Raw genomic sequence first — 15,478 nt, 5'->3', positions numbered from 1 at the left:
TGTCGCGGCTGCGTGTGGCGAGTGTGGGGCTCTCGGTTGCCGCTCTCGCATTCTTCGCGATGGGAATGCTCCTGTCCTGGTCGCGCATGGCCGTGCTGATCGTGCCCGTGGTACTCGGTGTGGTCGCGCTCGTTCTCGCGATCAGGTCGCGAAGATTCGCAGCCGGCCGCCCCGGCCGCGTCATCGCGTTCGTGATGTCCGCGCTGGCGACGATCGCTCCCGCCGTCACCATCGTCGCGGTGATCCTCGCGACGGGAGTCCTGGCCCCGTCCTCGGTCTACACGCTCACGGTCGACTCACCGGATCCCGTCAACGTGATCATGAGGGACGGCGCCGAGCACACGTACGAGGCGTGGTACTCGGGAAGAACCATCACTCTCGACTCGAACGAGACGGTCATCGGGATCGGAGCGCAGACGCAGACGTCGACCTCCGCCACCACGGTGATCTCGTGCGAGATCCGCCGCGAGGGCATCGTCGTGGCCGCCGAAGAGCGCGCCGGATCAGTCGACTGCAGCTTCATCAAGGGCGACGAGTAGCGAAGCAGTCCCGAGCCGGACTGGCGGGCAGCTGCTCGCTCGAGCCAGGCGAATGCGAGGAGCGGCATGTCGCCCTCGGTGCCCGTTGGTGGGCTTCAGGCCTTGGCGACGGCCCTCGCGGCGCGCTTCTCGCGCACCCGGGCCAGCGACTCGGGGCTCGTCATGTCAGCGACCGAGCGGAGGGGTCTGCTGCACGAACTGGTGACAGTCGGGGTCCGGTCGCCTGTGTGTCTATGAGGGACGCCGTTCCAGAACCCGCCGCCGTTTCCAGTCACGTCGGCACGCCCCTCAGCAGCGATCGCCCGTACGCGTGGCGGGTCGTCTCGCGGGTACCTCGGGTGCGCGTTCCCGGATCGCACTGCCCCCGCCCGCCCGCCCGCGGCGCGAGGCGCCGGGTGATCGGGAGCAGGAGAGTCCCGCAGCCACCGAAGGGCGCCCGATGACCGAGCCACCCGACCACGCCAGTGACGACCGCCGCACTCTCGGTGAGACCGAGGGCCCGATGGAGGACGCGCTGGAGGAGTCCTTCACCCGCCAGGTGCTCGAAGGCACCCAGCGGCTGAGCCGTTCGTGGCGGGAGGTGCTCGTCACGGGTTTCGTCGGCGGCACGGAGGTGGCGATCGGGGTCCTCGCCTTCCTGGCGGTCCTGCACGAGACCGGGAGCCATCTGCTCGCCGGCATCGCGTTCTCCGTCGGATTCATCGCCCTGCTCCTGGGCCGTTCGGAGCTGTTCACCGAGGGCTTCTTGGTGCCCGTGGTCACCGTGGCGGCGAAGCGGGCCACCGTCTGGCAGCTCGGCAAGCTCTGGTCGGGGACGCTGGTCGCCAACCTGGTCGGCGGCTGGCTGATCATGTGGCTGGCCGTGCTGGCCTTTCCGTCGTTGCACGCGGTCCTCGTGGAATCGGGCACCCACTTCGCCACCGCACCGGTCAACAGCGAGACCATCGCTCTCGCGGTGCTCGCCGGAGCGACCATGACGCTGCTGACCCGGATGCAGCACGGCACCGACGACATGACGGCGAAGATCATCGCGGCCGTCGCCGTGGCGTTCCTCCTGGCGGGCACCCAGATGTTCCACTCGATCCTCGACTCGCTGCTGATCTTCGGCGCGATCCACACCGGTGACGCATCGTTCGGTTACCCGGAATGGGGCAGGTTCCTGCTCCTCGCCGTACTGGGCAACATGGCAGGCGGCCTGGGGCTCGTCACGGTGCTGCGGCTGGTGCGGAGCAAGGACCGTCTCGTCGACGAGCGCCGCGCCAGCGAACAGGCGGACCGACGGGGTCGGAGGCAGCCGTGACCCGCGTGCTGGTCACCGGCGTCCGGGGCAAGACCGGCGCCCCGCTAGCGCGCCTGCTGGTCGCTCGCGGCGTCGAGGTGCGGGGTGGCAGCAGCGACCCGGACACGGTGACCGCGCCGGGTGTCGATCCGATCGCGTTCTCCTGGGACGCTCCCGCGGGATGGCCGCAGGCACTGGCGGGCGTCGACGCGGTGTACGTCGTACGCCCCGATCGCCCCGACGCCCCCGAGCTGGTCGGCGCGCTGGTGGCCGCGGTTGCGCCCACGGCCCGCGTCGTCCTGCTGTCGGAGAGGGACACCGAGCACCTCGGGCCCGACGCGTGGGCCATGCGCGTCGAACGGGTCGTGCGCGGCGGGCCGCGGGCGTGGACGATCCTGCGACCGAGCTGGTTCATGCAGGTCCTCACCGACCCCCGCTTCTACCGCGGACCGATCCTCGACGGGGGAGAGCTGCCGTTCCCCAGCGGCGGGGCGGGGGTCGCCTGGATCGACGCCCGCGACATCGCCGCTGTGGCCGAGCGGGCCCTGCTGGAGGACGGGCACAAGGGGAAGACCTATGAGCTGACCGGCCCGGACGCCGTCTCGCTGCCGCACACGGCCGACCTGCTCTCGCATGCGGTCGGGCATACGGTCACGCACCGCGACAGCAGCATCGAGGAGGCGGTGGCGGGAACGACGGGCTTCGAGCGCGACCTCTCGGTGGTGACCTTCGAACGCGTCCGCGACGGACGGTTCGCCGAGGTGACCGACGACGTCGAGCGGGTGCTCGGGGTCCCTCCGCGGAGCCTGGCGGCGTTCCTCGCCGACGCCGGGACGACCCTCGGTGCCGACTGACAGGCCCCGCGCGGGCGACGTGGCCGAGAACACGGGCAGCACGATCACGACCCTAACCCCCCGGGGGGTTAGGGTCGAGCTGTTCGTCCAGCGAAGGAGAAGACCATGTGCTCACCCAAGACCTGCCGCCAGTGCGGCAAGACCACCTGGCGCGGCTGCGGCCAGCACATCGCCCAGGTGAAGGCCCAGGTCCCGGCCGGCCAGTGGTGCGAGGGTCACGTCGATGCCACGCCCGCGGCCGGTGGAGGGTTCTTCCGCAAGCTCCTGGGGCGCTGAGGCCGCGCTGCCGCCCACCGGTTGAACGCACCACCCGCCCGCAGGCGGTATGGGGCGCGTCCCTAGGATCGCCCGCGTCGTGTCCACCTCGGGGAACGGGACTCTCACGCTCATGACGGACACGCGCAAGCGGCTCGACATCCAGGGCCTGCGGGCCGTCGCGGTGGGCCTGGTGGTCGCCGGGCACGTGTTCGGCCAGCCGGCCGGCGGGTTCGTCGGCGTCGACGTCTTCTTCGTCATCTCCGGCTTCCTCATCACCGGCCTGCTGCTGCGCGAGGCCGAGCGGGACGGACGGATCTCGCTCACCGGCTTCTACCGTCGTCGCGCCCGGCGGATCCTGCCCGTGGCGCTGCTCGCGCTGGCCGTCACCGTCACGGCGTCGTACGTCGTGCTGCTCGAGGACCGGTTCACCCGCACGGCCACGGACGCCGGCTGGGCTGCCGGGTTCCTCGCGAACTGGCGCTTCGCCGCCGCGGACGCCGACTACTTCGGCTCGGCGCTGCCACCCTCGCCGCTCCAGCACTACTGGTCGCTGGGGGTGGAGGAGCAGTTCTACGTCGTCTGGCCGCTGCTCGTGCTGGCGGTGGTCGCCCTCCTCCGGCGGAGCGGGCGGCGCGCACCCCTGCCCGACCTGCGTGCCACGGTCGCCGGCCTCGCCGGTGCCGTGGTCGTGGGGTCGTTCGCGTGGGGATGGGTGCAGGCGGTCCAGGAGCCGACCCTCGCCTACTACTCCTCGTTCACCCGGGCCTGGGAGGTCGCGGCGGGGGCGCTGCTCGCCGCGCTCGCCCCGCGGCTCGCCGCCCTCTCGGCGCCGCTGCGCAACGTGCTCGGCGCCCTCGGCCTGGCCGGCATCGCCGCCAGCTCCCTCCTGCTGAGCGGCGCGAGCACGTTCCCGGCCCCGTCGGGGGTGCTGCCGGTCCTCGCCACGGTGCTGGTCCTGGCCGCCGGGATCGACGCGCCCCAGGTCGGCGCCACCCGGGTGCTGCGCGCCGCGCCGCTGGTCTACCTGGGCGCCCTGTCGTTCTCGATCTACCTGTGGCACTGGCCGGTGCTGGTCCTCGGCGACGTCCTCGTCACCGAGCGGAACCTGGTCTTCCAGCTGGCGGTGCTGGCGCTGACGCTCGCCCTCGCGGCCGCGTCGTACCACCTCGTCGAGCGCCCGGTCCTCGACTCCGATTTCCTGCGCCCCGGTCACCGGATCGACTGGGGCACGAGCCGCCACGTCGCCCTCGGCGCCCTGGCGGTGAGCGCCGTGCTTCTCGTCGTGGCCGTCGCCGTCCCGCGCGGCATGACACCCACCGCGCCAGCAGACCGGGCGTCGGAGCCCGCGCCCGTGCAGACGACCCCGGGCGCGTCGCCGAAGCGGGTCGCCGAGGACGAGGTGGCCGGGGCGCTGGTGGGCGGCCTGACCGCGACGGAGTTCCCGGTGCTGTCGCCGCCGCTCGACGACGTGGTCGAGCAGGGCATCAACCCCGAGATGGAGCCGGGTGCGGAGTGCCTCAACCCGAGCAGCCTGACCGACCCGGACCTGTGCTGGCACGGCACGGGGCCGCGCCGGGCCATGCTCGTCGGGGACTCCGTGGCCATCTCCTGGATGCCGGCGCTCCGGGAGGCGCTGGGCACCCGGTGGTCGGTGCGCGGATACGCGCTGTCGAACTGCCCCTACGTCGCCGCCACCATCGAGATCGACTACGACCCCGAGGGCGCGGCGCGCTGCAACGAGTCCCGCGCGACGATGCACGAGCAGGTACGTCGCGAGCGCCCGGACCTGCTGGTGCTCTCGACCTTCGAGGTCGGCGTGCTCTGGCTGGGGGAGTCGCCGCTGCCGCGCGCCCAGCAGGCCTGGCAGGACGCGGCGGTCCGTGCGATCCGCGAGATGGCGGCCGCCGGCACCCGGGTGGTGATCCTGGCCCCGCCGCCGGCCGGGCACGCGGTCGAAGGGTGCGTGAGCCGCTTCTCGGTGCCCCAGGACTGCCAGGGCTCGCCCAGCGACGCGTGGCAGGCGCAGTCCGCCGCCGAGCGGGCTGCGGCCCGCGAGACCGGGGCGACGTACGTCGACACGCTGCGCTGGTTCTGCCTCGACGACCAGTGCCCGATCTTCGCCGGCGACACGGTGGTGCGCTGGGACATCGTCCACCTCACCCGCCAGTACGCCGCCTCGCTCGCGGACGTCCTGCGCTTCGCCCTGCGCCCGGCCATCCGGCCGGCGAAGGGGACGACGCCTGCCGACGGCTGATCAACGATCCACGTCGGGCAGCTCGACCAGGTGGTCCGAGATGCCGGCGAGGAAGGCGGCGCCGAGAGGGGTGAGCGAGAGGTGCTTGCGCTTCGCGCCCGTGCGCGGGGCGTCCACGTCGTCGCTCGCGAGGAGCCCGGAGTCCGCCAGCCTCTTCAGGGTGCGGTACAGCCCCCGCTCGGTGACCTGCCAGCCGGTCGCCGCCGTGATGCCGGTGGCCACCTGGGCGATGCTCGCCGGCTGGTGGCGCGCCACGAGCGCGAGGACGACCGGCGTGAGCATCGACTTCTTGTAGGTCTCCACCCACGACTCGACCCGGTCGGCGACCCACTCCTCGCTCTCGCTCGGGCGAGATGCGGGCATCGTCAGTGCTCCCAGCCCCGGCCGAGGACCGAGCCGGTGAGATGGATGAGGAGGCCGAGGCCCCACGCCGCGCTCATGAGCAGGGTCGCCCCGAACCACGGGGTCGACAGAAGGTCGTGGGCCGCCGCCTCGAAGCCGTCGGCCCCGGCGCCGAGAATGCTGACGCGGAGCACGGCATGGACGTTGAACGAGGTCGTCACCACCGCGAAGGCGATCGCATGGGCGATCGCGAGGCCGAACCGCACGTGCGTGAGCTGCCGGTAGTGCCGCCAGAGCCACGCCACCACACCGGCTCCCACGACTGCGGTCAGCGCGCCCGCCAGGACGGTGATCGCGCCGCCGGTCAGCGCGATCAGGACCTGGATGACCGCCGTGCCCGCGACGAGCGCCAGTGTGTAGGGCAGCAGCAGCGTCCGGGCGTTGACTGTGCTCGTCACCGGCGCTTCGAGCGCCTCACCGTGGGTTGTCATGCAGGTACCGTACCAATGGTTCACAGCCAGTCAAGGGGTGCTGGCGAGCACGGCAGCGACCCGCGGGCTCAGCCCCGCGCGAGCAGCTCGTCGGCGATCGTCGCCGCCCACGCGTCGATGGCCCGCCAGTCGCGGAAGTCGCCGTACCGCGCGCCGGTCAGACGCATCACCAGCCGGCTCATCCGGGGGAACTGCTCCTTGCGCACCACCCCGGAGAACAGTCGGGTGTCGCGCGGTCGCACCGTGTCGAGGAAGGGCGCCACCGAGAGCGGGCCCTCCTTGACCGCCAGGCGCCGCGCCGGCCGGGGCAGCGCATCGGCCATCCCGACGCTGAACAGCCACACCGGACGGGCGGCGAGGTCGGCGGCGTGGAGGTTCACGAAGCCCGCCGCCTCGGGGGTCCAGGCCCGGTCGTGAAGCGCGCTGCCCATGACCACAGCGTCGTACGACGCGATCGCGGGGAACCGCTCGATCGGTACGCAGTCGACGCGCAGCCCGCGCTCGCGCAGGCGCGAGGCGATCCGCTCGGCGATGCTGCGGGTGGCGCCGTGCGGGCTCGCGTAGGTGAGGAGGACGCGCGGCATCGTCGCCACCTCCGCGGCGAGGTGCTCACCCGGTCGCCACGTGGCGACCCGGCGCGGGGAGGTTGACGTCGGCCTCGATGATGACCGGGCACGCGGACTCGCGCAGCACGACCCGGGTCACCGGGCCGAGGTGGGAGCCGAGCGGAAGGCGCGGGTGGTGGCGCCCGACGACCAGCGCACGGGCGTCCTCGGAGGCCGCGATGAGCGCCTCGGCCGGCCGCGCGTGGACGATGACGAGCGGGGTGTCGATGTGGGGGAAGTCAGCCAGGAGCGGTCCGAGCTCGCTCTCGAGGCGCTCGCGCTGGCGCCGGGTCTCCTCCTCGCCGGCCTCGCCCGCGAAGGCCAGGTTGTCGAAGGCGTCGGAGTACCACCACGCGTGCACCAGCTCCACCACGTTGTCGGGCTCTCGCGTCCGGTCGAGCACGGCGCGCACGATCTCTCCGGACTCCTCGGCACCCTCGACGCCGACGACGACGGGAGCCGACGCGCGGTCGGCTCCCCACTCCCGCGGGACCACTGCCACCGCGCAGTGCCCGCGGGCGGCCACGCCGTGGACGACCGACATCGCGCTGAGGACCGGCGTCGGCCGTGGGTGCCGGCGCACCAGCACGATCAGCGCCACGTCGCGGCTGGCCTCGACCAGCGTGGGGACCACCCGGCCGTGCAGCACCTCGCCGGTCACCGGGAGATCGGCGCCGTCGAGCGCCTCGCGGACGGCCTCGGTGGCGTGCTCGACCGCAGCGCTGCCGAGGAGGCGCATCTCCTCACCGTCCAGCCCGACGTCGGAGGTGACCGGCAGGCCGGGGAAGGCCGGGGGGACGACGTGTACGACGTGGATGCCGGCCTCGCGGCGCCGCGCCTCCTGGGTGGCGAACGCGACGCCGGGCCCGTGGTCGTCGATGCCGTCGACCGGAAGGAGGATCTGGGGGGACTGGCTCATGGCGGCTCCTCTCCGTGGGCCAATCTGGCGTGGACCGGTGAGACCGAACAGGGCCCTATGGCCCGGCGTCCTGGCCCGGACGGCAGGGAACGGGCCATTCGCCCCTGACATGGGCGCGAGCCGCGGTGCACCCTGGGCGGACCCGGCCGGACCGGGGTGGTCGGCCCGTCGCTCGAAGGAGTCCTGAGATGTCGTTGCTCGACACGTGCGCCGAGGCGGTGGTGGTCGGCATCGACGGCTCGGACACCGCCGAGCAGGCGCTGGACTGGGCCACCACCCAGGCGGCGCTGGAGAAGCGTCCACTGACGATCGTGCACGCGGCGAGCCTGGCCACGCTGACCGGCGACGACGTCGACCCCGCGACGCTGATGGCCGCGATGCGGGCCGAGGGGCGCGCGCTGGTGCAGGGAAGTGCCGCCCGCGTCGCCGAGCGGGAACCGGACCTCGAGGTGCGTTCCGAGCTGGTGCTCACCGACGCGCGGGTGGCCCTGCTCGAGGCCGCGGAGGCCGCGCACCTGATCGTGGTCGGGTCCCGCGGCCGGGGCCCGGTCAGCAGCCTGTTGCTGGGCTCCGTCGGGGTGGCGCTGTCCCAGCACGCCCGCTGTCCCGTGGTCGTGCGGCGACCGCACCCGCCGGAGTCCGCCGGGGAGGGGATCGTGGTCGGCACCGACGCGACCCCGCACTCCGACCCGGCCGTGGAGTGGGCGTTCGGTCAGGCGGCGCTGCGGCGTACCGCGCTGACGGTCGTCCGCACGTTCTTCGAGGCCGGTCCGGAGGGCGAGGTCGCCGAGTCCGAGGGCGGGTACGACGAGCTGTGGGCGCAGCTGCGCGAGGTCGCCGACCGGTTCGGCCCGCGCTTCCCCGACGTCGAGGTGCACCTGCGGCTGCGCCGCGGGCTCGCCGACGAGGCGCTCACCCAGGCGGCCGAGACGGTGGAGATGGTGGTGCTCGGCAGCCACGTGCGGCGCTCGATCTTCGGGCTGCTCGACCTCGACGTCCCCCACGGCGTACTCGTGCATGCGCCGCGGTACGTCGCGGTGGTGCCCGACCCCGAGCCGTGAGGCCGGTCCCGCGCGGGCGGGTCGGTCACTCGCTCGGCATCAGGATCCACAGCACGGGGTAGATCAGGAACTGGCTGCCCGGGACGACCATCAGCACCAGCACGAACAGCAGGCGGGTGACCCACGGGCTCAGCCCGAAGCGGCGTCCGAGCCCGGAGCAGACGCCGGCGACGACCCGGTCCTGGCGGGGGCGGAGGAGGCCCTGGCGGGCGAGGCTGGCACGGATGTCGCTCATGGCTGGTTCCTTGGTTCGTGGGCTGGTGCGACCAGCCTGCCGCACCGCGGCGCCGGCTCGCATCGGGAACAGCCCTGGTCCCACCCTGACGCGCGCGGCCGGATGCTCAGGTGTGCGGCGGGAACGACGTCGTCCCGCCCGGGTCGGCCCAGCCGTCGGCGCCGGGCCCGGCGGGCGGCGCGGGCTCGTCCTCCCGGCCACCCTGGTCCAGGCGGAACGGCGGGTAGACGTCGGTCATCAGCGCGGCGTACCCCGCGACCCGCAGGGACCATCGGTTCAGGCCGACGACGAGGTCGAACAGCGGCTGGGGGTAGCGGCCGGTGAACAACAAGATGACCCCGGCGAAGAAGACCAGGACGCTCGACAGCCCGGGCGTCGAGGCGGTCACCTCACCGGTGGCGGTGCTCGTGACGTACGACGTCCCGGTGACGATCAGCCCGACCACGATGTAGTGCGGGATCGCCAGCAGCCACCACTTCACGAGCACCAGTCCGCGCGAGAGGCGCTCGGGGTAGTCGATCTCGAGGTGGGCGGGGTAGTCCGGCACGTCGCGCAGCGTGAACGGCGGGTAGCGGTCGGTGCCCAGCGCCGAGTAGGTGTAGAAGCTGACCCGCCAGCTCCAGCGCATCACCCCGACGTTGAAGGTGAAGATGCCGCGCGGGTAGCGCGCGGTGATCAGGATCGCGAAGAACGCGACGATGCTCAGCACCAGGAAGGCGAGGTACAAGAAGAACAGCACGACCAGATGCGGGATGGCCAGCAGCCACTTCACCAGCCACAGCCAGCGGCTCAGCGGCTCGTCGAGCTCGCCCGTCACGTGCACCGGGTAGCGGTAGCTGGTCATGGCGCGCTCCTCGTCAGTCGTCGGCTCATGGTGGTCGGGCGCCGCAGTGACCGGGTAGGGCCGAAGGGACCCACCCGGCCGGGACCGTTGCCCTCGGCAACGGGACGTTCGCGCCTGTCCGCGCGCGCGGACTGGGCGGTCGAATGGCGGCGGGAGGGTGATGGGCAGTGGAGACCGACCGGAGTGTCGCGGGCGTCGACCTGTACTGGCTGCCCCTCGGCGCCGGCGACAACACCGGGTGCGTGCGGGTGAGCGGCCGGCTCTATGAGTCCCTCGCGGCTCGGCGCGAGCACCGCGCACCGGTGCCGCTGTTCCACTCCGCCCTCGAGGTGCAGTACGCCGGGGAGACCTACGCCCTGGAGATGGCGCCGGTGTGGACCGGATCGGCCGCCGGGCACGGCGTGGTGTGCGAGGGACCGGTGGGGCTGGCCTGCCTCGGCCGCTCCCGGCTGTTCCGCTACGAGGTGCGCTGCTGGCGCGGCGGCGCGATCCCCGACCTCGAGGAGGCGGTGGGCGGTGCGCAGCGCCTGAGCACGGACCCGCTCCGGGCGGAGCGGCTGCTCGCTGTGGTGTCGGACTTCCCTGCCGCCACGTGGGGTCGCGACGAGCTGGGCGCGGGGGAGATGTGGAACTCCAACTCGCTGGTCGCCTGGCTGCTGGCGCGCAGCGGGCACCATCCAGAGGCGCTCACGCCCCCGCGGCACGGACGTGCACCGGGTTGGGCGGCAGGGTTGGCGGTGGCAGCGAGGGAGGAGCAGGGACGTGCGGACCCGCAGGACTGAGACGGGCGGCAATCTCGCCGCGTGGCAGGCACGGCTCCTCACGCCCCCGCCGCCGGCGGTGTTCGGGGCCGAGGAGCTCGACGGCCTGCCCGAGCCGGTACGCCGCCACCTGAGCGCCGCGATCGCGCCCGGGACACCGCTCGCGCGCGGTGCCACGCTGACCATGCGCGGCAGCCTGCGGCTGGGCCCGCGGTGGCTGCCGTTCCGCGCCGTGGAGGTGCTCGACCCACACGTCGGCTTCGTGTGGGGCGCGCGGGTGGGCGGCCTGATCGCCGGCTCCGATCAGTACGTCGACGGCGCGGGGGCGATGCGCTGGCGGCTCGCGGGGCTGCTCACCGTGGCGCAGGCCGAGGGCCCCGACGTCTCCCGCAGCGCTGCGGGGCGCGGCGGTGCGGAGGGGGTGTGGGTCCCGACCGCACTGCTGCCGCGCTACGGCGTGCGGTGGTCGGCCGAGGACGACACCCACGTCACCGTCCACCACCGCCTCGGGGACAACCCGGTCGACGTCCGCTGCACCCTCGGCGACGACGGTCTGCTCCGCTCCTTCGTGCTCGAGCGCTGGGGCGACCCCGACGACACCGGCAGCTGGGGGTGGCACCCCTTCGGCGGCGAGATCACCGAGCACCGCACGTTCGGCGGTCTCACGATCCCGGCCCGCGGCACGGTCGGCTGGCACCACGGGACCGACCGCTGGGCCGAGGGTGAGTTCTTCCGCTTCGACGTCGGGTCCCTGCGGGTGCCGTCCCCGGCGTCCCCTGAGGGCCCGGCCGCGCCCCGTCACGGCCACGGGTGTGAAACGGTGGGAGGCGACATCAGCGAGCGGCGCGGACGAACCGGCGAGAGGCGCCGAGCGACAAGCCCGCAGAGAAGAGCCTCCACATGAAGCCTGTCAAGGTGGTGCTGTCGAACGACTACGAGCTGGTGCTGCGCGGGTTGGCCGCCATGCTCGCCCCGCACGCCGATCTGATCGAGGTGATCGAGGCGTCCACCGGCACCGACTTCGAGCCCGAGGCCGACGTCATCCTCTTCGACACCTTCGGACGCCTGCCCGGCAAGGACGAGAAGCTGCGCACGGTGGTCACGGCGAACCCCAAGGCGAAGATCGTCGTCTACAGCTGGGATACCTACCCGCCCGAGGTGGCGCACGAGCACGGCGCGGTCGGCTGGATCGGCAAGGGGGTGTCAGGACAGGAGCTGGCCGAGCGCCTGGTCGAGGTCCACCAGGCCGAGGGCGGCGGCGGGTTCACGGTGAACGCCGACACCGAGGGCAAGGGTGAGGAGTCGACGATGGCCGACTGGCCGGGACGGGCCCATGGGCTCAGCCCCCGCGAGGGGGAGATCCTCGGCATGATCTGCCGCGGCCTCACCAACGAGGAGATCGCCGCGCGGTCCTTCCTCAGCATCAACACGATCAAGACCTACATCCGCACGGCCTATCGCAAGATCGGCGCTACGAGCCGCCCGCAGGCGATCTTGTGGGGCATCGACCACGGGCTGCGGGGCGAGGGCTCGATCGAGCCGTAGCCCGGCCGGTGCCGTGCTCGCGCCTCACCCGTCGGAGTGGTGTCGCCGCGCCAGGCGCGGGGTACAAGGCGCGCGGACAGGAGGCCCATGGACGCGCACCCGCTCACCCGCGCCGCTGGCGCCGGCGGCGCTCTGCTCGCTGCGGCGACGAGCGCGCTCTCGGCGGTGCGCCCCGCCCGCAAGCCCCTGCATCCCGAAGGCGACCTGCGCACCGGGCGCCTGCGCCGCACCGGATCCGCGGTGCGCAGCGGGGTCGCCTGGATCGACGAGCCCGGCGAGGACGAGGTCGTCGTACGCCTCTCGCGTGCGATCGGCCTGCCCCCGCGACTGCCCGACATCCACGGCCTGGCGCTGCGGGTGCCGACCCCCGACGGTCCCGGCGACCTGCTCTTCGCGAGCACCGGTTGGGGACGGCTCACCCGGTTCCTGCTGAGCGGCGGGCGCCGGCTGCGCAGCCGCCCGATGACCACGCTGCTGCCCTACGACGCCCCCGCCGGTCCGGTGCTGCTGGGGCTCCAGGCCGGTGCGGCTGAGACCTACGAGCTGCGCTGGGCACGCGCGGCCGGGCCGTGGCACCCGTTCGCGGTGCTGCACCTGCTCCCCGACTCCAGCGACGACGGGCCTGTCTCCTTCGACCCGGTGCGCCACCAGATCCCGGGCCTGCGCCAGTACGACGTCGTACGACGTCTGCGCGAGCCCGCCTATCGCCGTGCGCGAGCCTCGCGCGCGGACGACCCGTCACCCACCACCGAGGAGTCTCCCCGTGTCCACTGACGCCATCGTGATGCTCAAGGACGACCACAAGCTGATCCTGAAGGCCTTCCGCGACTTCGAGGCCGCCGGCGAGGACGCCCACAAGACCAAGGGCAAGGTGGTGGACCGGATCATCGAGCTGCTCACCGTGCACACCTACATCGAGAACGAGGTGATGTACCCCCGGGTCCGCGAGCTCGTCCCGGAGCTCGAGGACGACGTGCTGGAGTCCTACGAGGAGCACCACGTGGCCGACGTGCTGGTGATGGAGCTCGCGGGCATGCAGCCGACCGACGAGCGGTTCAGCGCCAAGACCACCGTCCTCATCGAGAACGTGCGCCACCACATCGAGGAGGAGGAGCAGGAGTGGTTCCCCGAGGTGCGTGAGGCGCTCGGGCGCAAGGTCCTGCAGGAGATCGGCGCCGAGATGGCCGAGGCCCGGGAGCGCGCGCCGCGACGCCCGTCCCAGCCGAGCGCGCTGAAGAAGGCGGTCGACGCCGTCATCGCCTGAGGCGTTCGCCCGGCGCCGCGGCCGATGAGCTCGGCGGGCGCGGGGCGCGGGGAGGGATCCGTCACGGCCCGGCGTGGCGGACCCGGGTGCCGGGCGGGGGAGTCGCAGTCTGGTTGAATCCGGTGGTCCAGTTCCGCTGGTCATGCTGATCGCCATCGGGACGAACGGACAACGACGTGAGCCAGGCCCCCACGCCCTCCACCCACCGCGGCGACATCCAGGGCCTGCGCGCGCTGGCCGTGCTCGCGGTGGTCGCCTACCACGCCGGGATGCCCGGCATCAGTGGCGGCTTCGTGGGCGTCGACCTGTTCTTCGTGCTCTCCGGGTTCCTCATCACCGGGCTGCTGCTGGCCGAGCACGGCCGCACCGGGACGGTCTCGCTGCGCGGGTTCTGGGCGCGGCGCGCCCGCCGCCTGCTGCCGGCCTCGACCCTCGTGCTGGTGGCCACCGGCCTGGCGGCCGCGGTGTGGATGCCGGTCCTCGACCGGCGCACGGTCGCCCACGACATCGGCTGGTCCGCGCTCTTCTCGGCCAACTGGCGCTTCGCCCAGCAGGAGACCGACTACCTCGCCCAGGACCGCACCGCGAGCCCGGTGCTGCACTTCTGGTCCCTCGGCGTGGAGGAGCAGTTCTACGTCGTGTGGCCGCTGCTGGTGGTGGGACTCGGCCTGCTCGTGGCGCGCGCCGGGCTGCGCCGTCACCTGCGCACGGCGTACCTCCTGATATTCGCTCTCGTGGTCGTGGTGTCCTTCGCCTGGTGCCTGCACCAGACCGGCGTCAGCCAGCCCTACGCCTTCTTCGGCACCCCCGCGCGCGCCTGGCAGCTGGGCCTCGGCGCCCTGCTGGCCGCCGCGGTCCCGCTGCTTCGCCTGGGTCGACGCACCTGCGCGGCCCTCGGCCTGCTCGGCCTGGCCGGGTACGCCGTGGCGCTGGTCGTGCTCCAGGAGAGCGGCGCCGGCGGCTTCGCCTATCCCGGCTTCCTGGCGATGCTCCCGTCGCTGGCCGCGGTCGCGCTGATCGCCGCCGGCACCGGCACTGCGGGCCAGGCGACCCTGCTGAGCCGCGCGCTCTCGGTGCGCCCGCTGCAGTGGCTCGGCGACCTGTCCTACTCGTGGTACCTGTGGCACTGGCCGGTCCTGGTGATCCTGCCGTACGCCGTCGGCAGCGACTCCTGGCCGTGGCGGGTGCTCGCCGTCGGGCTGTCGCTGCTCGCCGCGTGGGGGTCCTATGTGCTGGTGGAGCAGCCGGTGCGCCGGGCACGCTTCCTCGCTGTCCGTCCCTGGCGCTCGATCGCGTTCGGCGGGGCACTCGTCGCGCTGGTCGCCGTACCGGTGACGGTGCTGGCGGGCACGGCGCGCACCGACGGCGTCGTCGAGCTGCGCGACGGCCGGACGGTCGCCCTCACCCCGAACCCCGCGGTCGCGGCGAGCGACGTGTTCTCGATGCGTCAGCGCGGTTGCGACCTGGGTTATGAGGAGAGCGCGCTCGACGACCTCGACGGGTGCGGCTTCGGCGACCCGGAGGGCCGGCGCGACGTCGTGCTGCTCGGTGACAGCCACGCGGTCCAGGTGTTCCCCGGCCTGGACGTCGCGGCGAAGGCCGAGGGGTGGCGGCTGTGGGCGTGGTCGAAGAGCGCCTGCCCGATCGCCGACGTCACCAAGTTCGACGGGGCCCTCGACCGCGCCTTCGAGGAGTGCGACACGTTCCGCGCCGCGATCATCGACGAGGTGATCGCCGTCGATCCCGAGCTCGTCGTGCTGGGGATGGCCAGCGACGGCGTCCGGGTCATCGACCGCGACAGCGGCGACCTGCTCGACGCCCGCGACTCGCGACCGGTGCTGGTCGAGGGGCTGCGGCGCACGGTGGATCGGCTCACCGACGCCGGGATCCGGGTGGTGGTGGTCGCCGACCTGCCGACCGCCAAGGTGAGCCCGCCGTCCTGCCTGGTGGAGACCGGCCGGGTCGAGGAGTGCCTGGTCACCGCCCGCCGCGGCGTACGCGTGGAGCAGGCGGCGCTCGCCGGCCTCTCCGGCGTCGAGCTCTTCGACCTGCGTGACGGCGTGTGCCGCCAGCGCGTCTGCACGCCGGTGCAGGGCGGGACGCTGGTGTACCGCGACACCAACCACATCACCCGCACCTACGCGCTCACGCTGGCGCCGCGGTTCCGCGAGGTGCTGGCGGGGCGGGCCACCGACCGCCAGGACTGAGCGCGCGGCGGGGGGTGCGA

18 protein-coding genes are annotated in these 15,478 nt (G+C 73.2%); 12 read left to right on the top strand and 6 right to left on the bottom strand.

Annotated elements, in window-relative coordinates; all coding sequences use genetic code 11:
• Positions 1-86 precede the first annotated feature (86 nt).
• The 5 genes from GFH29_RS11390 (at position 87) to GFH29_RS11375 (ending at position 5,184) form a co-directional block, all read left to right on the top strand.
• Positions 87-539, top strand: coding sequence for a hypothetical protein (locus GFH29_RS11390; RefSeq protein WP_153323730.1), 453 nt, complete (start codon positions 87-89; stop codon positions 537-539).
• A gap of 439 nt (positions 540-978) precedes the next feature.
• Positions 979-1,839: a formate/nitrite transporter family protein gene (locus tag GFH29_RS11385; RefSeq protein WP_153323728.1), complete on the top strand. Its 861-nt coding sequence runs from the start codon at positions 979-981 to the stop codon at positions 1,837-1,839.
• Positions 1,836-2,672: an NAD(P)H-binding protein gene (locus GFH29_RS11380; protein ID WP_153323726.1), complete on the top strand. Its 837-nt coding sequence runs from the start codon at positions 1,836-1,838 to the stop codon at positions 2,670-2,672. The genes GFH29_RS11385 and GFH29_RS11380 overlap by 4 nt, the downstream gene beginning before the upstream one ends.
• A gap of 105 nt (positions 2,673-2,777) precedes the next feature.
• The gene (locus tag GFH29_RS20470; RefSeq protein WP_194288923.1) at positions 2,778-2,948 is read left to right on the top strand and encodes a hypothetical protein; all 171 of its coding nucleotides are present in this window, start codon (positions 2,778-2,780) and stop codon (positions 2,946-2,948) included.
• 112 nt (positions 2,949-3,060) lie between these two features.
• Positions 3,061-5,184, top strand: a complete 2,124-nt coding sequence (locus tag GFH29_RS11375) for an acyltransferase family protein (RefSeq protein ID WP_194288924.1) — start codon at positions 3,061-3,063, stop codon at positions 5,182-5,184.
• Here the strand turns inward: GFH29_RS11375 and GFH29_RS11370 are convergent, their stop codons facing one another.
• The 4 genes from GFH29_RS11370 to GFH29_RS11355 all read right to left on the bottom strand — a co-directional run bounded on the left by GFH29_RS11370 (position 5,185) and on the right by GFH29_RS11355 (position 7,541).
• Positions 5,185-5,547, bottom strand: a complete 363-nt coding sequence (locus tag GFH29_RS11370; protein WP_153323723.1) for a PadR family transcriptional regulator — start codon at positions 5,545-5,547, stop codon at positions 5,185-5,187.
• Between the two features lie 2 nt (positions 5,548-5,549).
• Positions 5,550-6,017, bottom strand: coding sequence for a hypothetical protein (locus GFH29_RS11365; protein ID WP_153323721.1), 468 nt, complete (start codon positions 6,015-6,017; stop codon positions 5,550-5,552).
• Between the two features lie 68 nt (positions 6,018-6,085).
• Positions 6,086-6,601 carry a flavodoxin domain-containing protein gene (locus GFH29_RS11360; protein WP_153323719.1) on the bottom strand — a complete coding sequence of 172 codons (516 nt, stop codon included), beginning with the start codon at positions 6,599-6,601 and terminating at the stop codon, positions 6,086-6,088.
• A gap of 25 nt (positions 6,602-6,626) precedes the next feature.
• Positions 6,627-7,541, bottom strand: a complete 915-nt coding sequence (locus GFH29_RS11355; RefSeq protein ID WP_194288925.1) for a universal stress protein — start codon at positions 7,539-7,541, stop codon at positions 6,627-6,629.
• A 188-nt stretch (positions 7,542-7,729) separates the two neighbouring features.
• Here GFH29_RS11355 and GFH29_RS11350 point away from each other — a divergent pair, with 188 nt between their 5' ends.
• Positions 7,730-8,602, top strand: a complete 873-nt coding sequence (locus GFH29_RS11350; RefSeq protein ID WP_153323715.1) for a universal stress protein — start codon at positions 7,730-7,732, stop codon at positions 8,600-8,602.
• A gap of 25 nt (positions 8,603-8,627) precedes the next feature.
• Here GFH29_RS11350 and GFH29_RS11345 read toward each other — a convergent pair whose 3' ends face one another.
• Together GFH29_RS11345 and GFH29_RS11340 are read right to left on the bottom strand one after the other, a co-directional pair.
• A complete protein-coding gene (locus GFH29_RS11345) occupies positions 8,628-8,837 on the bottom strand; it encodes a PspC domain-containing protein (protein WP_153323713.1) in 210 nt (69 codons plus the stop codon).
• A gap of 106 nt (positions 8,838-8,943) precedes the next feature.
• Entirely contained in the window at positions 8,944-9,681 is a 738-nt protein-coding gene (locus GFH29_RS11340) for a DUF4389 domain-containing protein (RefSeq protein WP_153323711.1), read from the bottom strand.
• 167 nt (positions 9,682-9,848) lie between these two features.
• On the opposite strand from GFH29_RS11340, the gene GFH29_RS11335 reads away from it, so the two are divergent.
• The 6 genes from GFH29_RS11335 (at position 9,849) to GFH29_RS11310 (ending at position 15,458) form a co-directional block, all read left to right on the top strand.
• Positions 9,849-10,463, top strand: coding sequence for a hypothetical protein (locus GFH29_RS11335; protein ID WP_153323709.1), 615 nt, complete (start codon positions 9,849-9,851; stop codon positions 10,461-10,463).
• Positions 10,444-11,346: a DUF6544 family protein gene (locus tag GFH29_RS11330; protein ID WP_153323707.1), complete on the top strand. Its 903-nt coding sequence runs from the start codon at positions 10,444-10,446 to the stop codon at positions 11,344-11,346. Before GFH29_RS11335 ends, GFH29_RS11330 begins: the two co-directional genes overlap by 20 nt.
• Positions 11,343-11,987, top strand: coding sequence for a response regulator transcription factor (locus tag GFH29_RS11325; RefSeq protein WP_153323705.1), 645 nt, complete (start codon positions 11,343-11,345; stop codon positions 11,985-11,987). The genes GFH29_RS11330 and GFH29_RS11325 overlap by 4 nt, the downstream gene beginning before the upstream one ends.
• Before the next feature lie 87 nt (positions 11,988-12,074).
• Entirely contained in the window at positions 12,075-12,761 is a 687-nt protein-coding gene (locus GFH29_RS11320) for a hypothetical protein (RefSeq protein ID WP_153323703.1), read from the top strand.
• Positions 12,751-13,251 (top strand): hemerythrin domain-containing protein, encoded by a 501-nt coding sequence (locus GFH29_RS11315; protein WP_153323701.1) that lies wholly within the window; start codon positions 12,751-12,753, stop codon positions 13,249-13,251. The genes GFH29_RS11320 and GFH29_RS11315 overlap by 11 nt, the downstream gene beginning before the upstream one ends.
• Positions 13,252-13,427: 176 nt before the next feature.
• Positions 13,428-15,458, top strand: coding sequence for an acyltransferase family protein (locus GFH29_RS11310; RefSeq protein ID WP_153323700.1), 2,031 nt, complete (start codon positions 13,428-13,430; stop codon positions 15,456-15,458).
• Positions 15,459-15,478 lie beyond the last annotated feature (20 nt).

This window comes from Nocardioides sp. dk884 (assembly GCF_009557055.1).
Lineage (GTDB): Bacteria > Actinomycetota > Actinomycetes > Propionibacteriales > Nocardioidaceae > Nocardioides.
This window is presented reverse-complemented; position numbering and strand designations above follow the sequence as displayed.

Coding starts and splice junctions, on each gene's coding strand:
- GFH29_RS20470 (WP_194288923.1), top strand. CDS start 2,778: ATGTGCTCACCCAAGACCTGCCGCCAGTGCGGCAAGACCACCTGGCGC.
- GFH29_RS11355 (WP_194288925.1), bottom strand. CDS start 7,541: ATGAGCCAGTCCCCCCAGATCCTCCTTCCGGTCGACGGCATCGACGAC.
- GFH29_RS11340 (WP_153323711.1), bottom strand. CDS start 9,681: ATGACCAGCTACCGCTACCCGGTGCACGTGACGGGCGAGCTCGACGAG.
- GFH29_RS11360 (WP_153323719.1), bottom strand. CDS start 6,601: ATGCCGCGCGTCCTCCTCACCTACGCGAGCCCGCACGGCGCCACCCGC.
- GFH29_RS11385 (WP_153323728.1), top strand. CDS start 979: ATGACCGAGCCACCCGACCACGCCAGTGACGACCGCCGCACTCTCGGT.
- GFH29_RS11365 (WP_153323721.1), bottom strand. CDS start 6,017: ATGACAACCCACGGTGAGGCGCTCGAAGCGCCGGTGACGAGCACAGTC.
- GFH29_RS11325 (WP_153323705.1), top strand. CDS start 11,343: ATGAAGCCTGTCAAGGTGGTGCTGTCGAACGACTACGAGCTGGTGCTG.
- GFH29_RS11345 (WP_153323713.1), bottom strand. CDS start 8,837: ATGAGCGACATCCGTGCCAGCCTCGCCCGCCAGGGCCTCCTCCGCCCC.
- GFH29_RS11320 (WP_153323703.1), top strand. CDS start 12,075: ATGGACGCGCACCCGCTCACCCGCGCCGCTGGCGCCGGCGGCGCTCTG.
- GFH29_RS11375 (WP_194288924.1), top strand. CDS start 3,061: ATGACGGACACGCGCAAGCGGCTCGACATCCAGGGCCTGCGGGCCGTC.
- GFH29_RS11370 (WP_153323723.1), bottom strand. CDS start 5,547: ATGCCCGCATCTCGCCCGAGCGAGAGCGAGGAGTGGGTCGCCGACCGG.
- GFH29_RS11350 (WP_153323715.1), top strand. CDS start 7,730: ATGTCGTTGCTCGACACGTGCGCCGAGGCGGTGGTGGTCGGCATCGAC.
- GFH29_RS11390 (WP_153323730.1), top strand. CDS start 87: ATGGCCGTGCTGATCGTGCCCGTGGTACTCGGTGTGGTCGCGCTCGTT.